This window comes from Rhodococcus sp. R1101, from assembly GCF_000278445.1.
Classification (GTDB): domain Bacteria; phylum Actinomycetota; class Actinomycetes; order Mycobacteriales; family Mycobacteriaceae; genus Rhodococcus; species Rhodococcus gordoniae.
On record NZ_AJVB01000375.1, the window covers coordinates 1 to 3864 of the forward strand.

At 65.1% G+C, this 3864-nt stretch carries 3 protein-coding genes and 2 pseudogenes; 3 read left to right on the plus strand and 2 right to left on the minus strand.

What is annotated here, in order from left to right:
- Positions 1 to 484 (minus strand): annotated as a pseudogene (locus R1101_RS27370) (sensor histidine kinase); the annotation flags it as partial.
- A gap of 100 nt (positions 485 to 584) precedes the next feature.
- Between R1101_RS27370 and R1101_RS29715 the strand changes: the two are divergent.
- A pseudogene (locus tag R1101_RS29715) lies at positions 585 to 1089 on the plus strand (transposase); the annotation flags it as partial.
- A gap of 133 nt (positions 1090 to 1222) precedes the next feature.
- Positions 1223 to 1489, plus strand: coding sequence for a hypothetical protein (locus R1101_RS29720; RefSeq protein WP_232284783.1), 267 nt, complete (start codon positions 1223 to 1225; stop codon positions 1487 to 1489).
- Here the strand turns inward: R1101_RS29720 and R1101_RS0118130 are convergent.
- The gene (locus R1101_RS0118130; RefSeq protein WP_016934771.1) at positions 1476 to 3077 is read right to left on the minus strand and encodes a molybdopterin-dependent oxidoreductase; all 1602 of its coding nucleotides are present in this window, start codon (positions 3075 to 3077) and stop codon (positions 1476 to 1478) included. The two genes, R1101_RS29720 and R1101_RS0118130, sit on opposite strands and share 14 nt — an antisense overlap.
- A 201-nt stretch (positions 3078 to 3278) precedes the next feature.
- Here R1101_RS0118130 and R1101_RS0118135 point away from each other — a divergent pair.
- Positions 3279 to 3864, plus strand: a 586-nt coding sequence (locus R1101_RS0118135) for a fasciclin domain-containing protein (RefSeq protein WP_026003433.1), incomplete at its 3' end; no start/stop codon positions are given.

Here is a 3864-nt window from a genome sequence, read left to right on the forward strand (position 1 = left end):
CGCCCGCGGAGCGCTCGGTCTCCGCCAGCTCCGCGCGAGTGCGATGCAAATCCTCGATCAACTGCTGCCGGCGCTCCGTCTCGTAGAACAGCACCCGAAAACCGAGCCCGACAACGACACCGACCACAGCCCCGAGCAACGACCCGACCAGCGCTCCGCCCCACTGTCCGCGAGTGTGGACGCCGATCAGCACGTTGGCACCAGTGATCACCGCCACCGCAGACACAGCGGGCACGAGCGGCACCTCGGTCATGAAGAGCAGGATGAGCCCGAACGATACGTACGCCGCGTCGGCGCCCAGAAGCGCCATCGCCACCCACACTGCACACAATGATCCCAACCAAGCGAATCGCGCAGCCGGAGCACGCAACGAACTGGCACCTGCGATGTGAACGACAACGAACAGCGCAGTCAACGCACCGATCCATCCCGCCGATGCTTCGGAAAGCAGCACCGCACGCAGCAGGACGATCAACGCCAGCACGACAACGAGCACGTGCAGGCCCAGACGAAGTCGTGCGCCCCGTGTGAACGCGGATTCATCAACCATCACCACACACGATAACGACGGCGTTGTTCACCAATCGTCGCGGCCTCTGCGGGACGGACGAAGCTCCTCGGACATCGCTCCCATTCCTGAAGCCGTTCAGATCCAGGTGCCGCGTGACACCGGCTCGTCGTTCGATCCGCAGATCGTCAAGAAACGACAGCGGCGGCTGATCGGGGTCGATGAGATCACCTCGTCGCTGTCGGCGAAGGGTCCGACCACCGGGGAGATCTTCGCCCACTTCGACGACGCCTACTGAGCGTCGGTGTCGAAGGACACGATCAGCAAAATCACCGACAAGGCGCTCGACGAGATGGCCGGATGAACCGGACGGCCGCTCGATCCGGCGTATCCAGTGCTGTTCATCGACGCGATCCACGTCAAGGACCGCTTACGGACAGGTCACCAACCGACCCGTCTACGTGACCGTCGATGGCCACCGCGACATCCTCGGACTGTGGGTCGGTGGCGGCGGCGAGGGAGCCGAATTCCGGCTCGCTACGGAGGCTGTTGCAGAATGCACAGGTGTCGCCGGTGTCGTCAATGGCCGTTGTCTACGAGAATTGGTCATTATCAAGGGATATCGTCCGGTGCAGCGTGATCGGGTGTTCCTTCTCCCGCCGGACATGCGGGAGTGACTTCCTTCGGATCACCTCGTCGTGGACGACGATCGAGGTGCTCGATACCAGTGCGGTCGGTCGGTGCCGCCGGGTCGTTCCCGGCACCGTCGACGTGCTCGAAATCCACGGCCCCGACGACTGGGTGCAGTTGTGCCGGCGGTTTCCGCTCGAGGTCATCGCGCAGAAACGCCCCGGCTGGTACCGCACCACCGGCCGCGACGGACGGTGGGTTCTGCCCGACTGGCGGGCCGTCGCCGAGGTGTACGGCCGAGTGCACCTGAACGTGGTCGGGTATCTCGCCGCTGCGGTCACGTCACGGTGATCTGGCGGGTGTGCCATCCGCTGGCGCCGTCGGGAATCGGCTGTGCGCGTTGCTCGGTCTGGAGCTGTCCGGTGCCGTCGATCGCACGCACCTGCAGCGTGTGATTGCCCGGAAGGGCCGACCATTTCCACGACCATTGCCGCCACGTATCGATCGAGTACTGCGGTGTCAGAGTGGCTTCCGTCCATGGCCCGTCATCGACCCTCACCTGCACTCGCGAAATGCCGCGGTGCTGTGCCCACGCGGTCCCGGCGACCATGACCTCGCCGGCGGGGATTCGTGCGAAGGAGGCCGGGACGTCGATGCGGGAAGCTGTTTTGACGGGGGCCTGCTCGGCCCAGCCGCGCTGAGTCCAGTAGGCCTGTGCCCGGTCGAACCGGGTCACTTCCCAGTCGACGACCCACTTGGTGGCGGAGACGAACCCGTACAGACCCGGTACCACCTGCCGCACCGGATAACCGTGCTCGAACGGCAAGGGTTGCCCGTTCATCGCCACCGCGAGCAACGCGTCTCGGCCGTCACGCAGAACCGCGATCGGTGTTCCGACAGTGAACCCGTCGGTGCTGGTCGAAAGCAGCATGTCGGCGTCGGCGGACACCCCGGCCTCGTCGAGTAGCTCCGCCATCGGATAACCGACCCAAGTGGCGGTGTCGGCGAGCTCACCACCGACCTCGTTGGACACACAGGTCAGGGTGATGGTCCGTTCGATGGGGGTACGGGCGATCAGGTCGGCCCAGCGCACAGTGATTTCGCGTTCGACCATGCCGTGGATGCGCAAACTCCAGTCGTCGGTGGTGAGCCTCGGGACCCGGAGGGCAGTGTCGATTCGGTAGAAGGCGTCGTTGCCGGTGATGAACGGTGTCGCCCCGGGTATCGCCAGGTCGGTGCCCGCAGCAACTGCCGCGGCGCGATTTCTCGGCACGACGAATGGGACAGTAAATGCGGCGCGGTTGCGCACAGCATCAGCGATCGAGCCTGCGAGGTGACGTCCGGCTGCACCCGCGGCTACCGCCACCGCCGCTGCGGTACCGGCCAGCACCAGGAAGCGTCGACGGGACACCCCCGCCCGCGTCCGTGAGACACCATCGAGTTCTCGAGCGCTGTGAGTGAGCAGCCGCAGCGCGACGAGGCCGGCGACCAACCCCACGATCGTCGGCAGCGCATCGAGGGCGCTCGCCCCGGGGCGAGATACAGCGGCATAAACTCCGGCCAGATCGAGGGCTATGAGCACACCGCTGCCGAAGGGACGACCAGGGCGTTCGACGAGTCCAGCGATGGCTGCAAATACCACGATCAGCACGCTCATTCCGATGAACAGCGCTACCTTGTCGTCGGTACCGAAAGTGGTGATCGCGAATTCCCGCGCCCACGCCGGACTTCGGTCGACGGTCGTGGAGCCGACTGCGAAGAACGGGGAGGTCGACGGCCCGAACGGAACCGCCATCAGTTCCCCGATACCCAGCGCGACAGCGACGGACAGTATCCCGGCAAGTCCCTTGGCCAGCGCCGTCGATCGCCACGACGAGCGAGGGCTGCCGGTTTCCGAGGGGTCGGAATGCCCTGCGGCAGCATCCTCGTTCGTCGTCATCTGTGCCGTCCTTACTGTCGGGGTCGTGTGGACTTCGGAGCCGCCCGCGAATCGGATGGGTGCGAGTCCCCGAGCATGTTCGAGAAATCTTCTGGAGCGGACCCATCCGCACAGGGATCGGTACCGAAGACCCTTCTGACAGCCGGGACAACAGTGCACAACTCTGGTGGCCCGACCCTTGACCGATCGAAGGTGGATTTCATGATCACGACCCGCGCCGCAGCTGCCGTCAGCCTTACTGCCGTAGCCGTTCTGGGACTGTCGGCTTGTTCGTCGGACGGCGACCAGACGACCGCAGCCGACTCGACGACGGCAATGACGGAATCGATGCCGGCGACTGCGACCATGCAGGCCGACTCGGCTTCGGGCCTGGTCGGGCCAGGTTGCTCCGCCTACGCCGAGCAGGTGCCTACCGGCGCCGGGTCGGTCGAAGGCATGGCACAGGATCCGGTGGCCGTCGCCGCTTCGAACAATCCCCTGCTCACCACCCTCACACAAGCAGTGTCGGGCGAACTGAATCCGCAGGTGAATCTCGTCGACACGCTCAACGGCGGTCAGTTCACCGTTTTCGCACCGGTGGACGAGGCTTTCGCCAAGATCGATCCGGCCACTATCGACACACTCGAGACGGACTCCGCTCTTCTGACCACGATCCTGACCTATCACGTAGTGCCGGGCCAGCTCAGCCCCTCTGATGTGGACGGCACACACACCACCGCAGAAGGGTCGACCCTCACGGTCACCGGTAGCGGGGACGACTTGAAGGTCAATGACGCTTCAGTCGTCT

Bases quoted from the DNA above. Each gene is read 5' to 3' on its own strand.
- R1101_RS0118130 (WP_016934771.1), bottom strand. From the start codon at position 3,077: ATGACGACGAACGAGGATGCTGCCGCAGGGCATTCCGACCCCTCGGAA.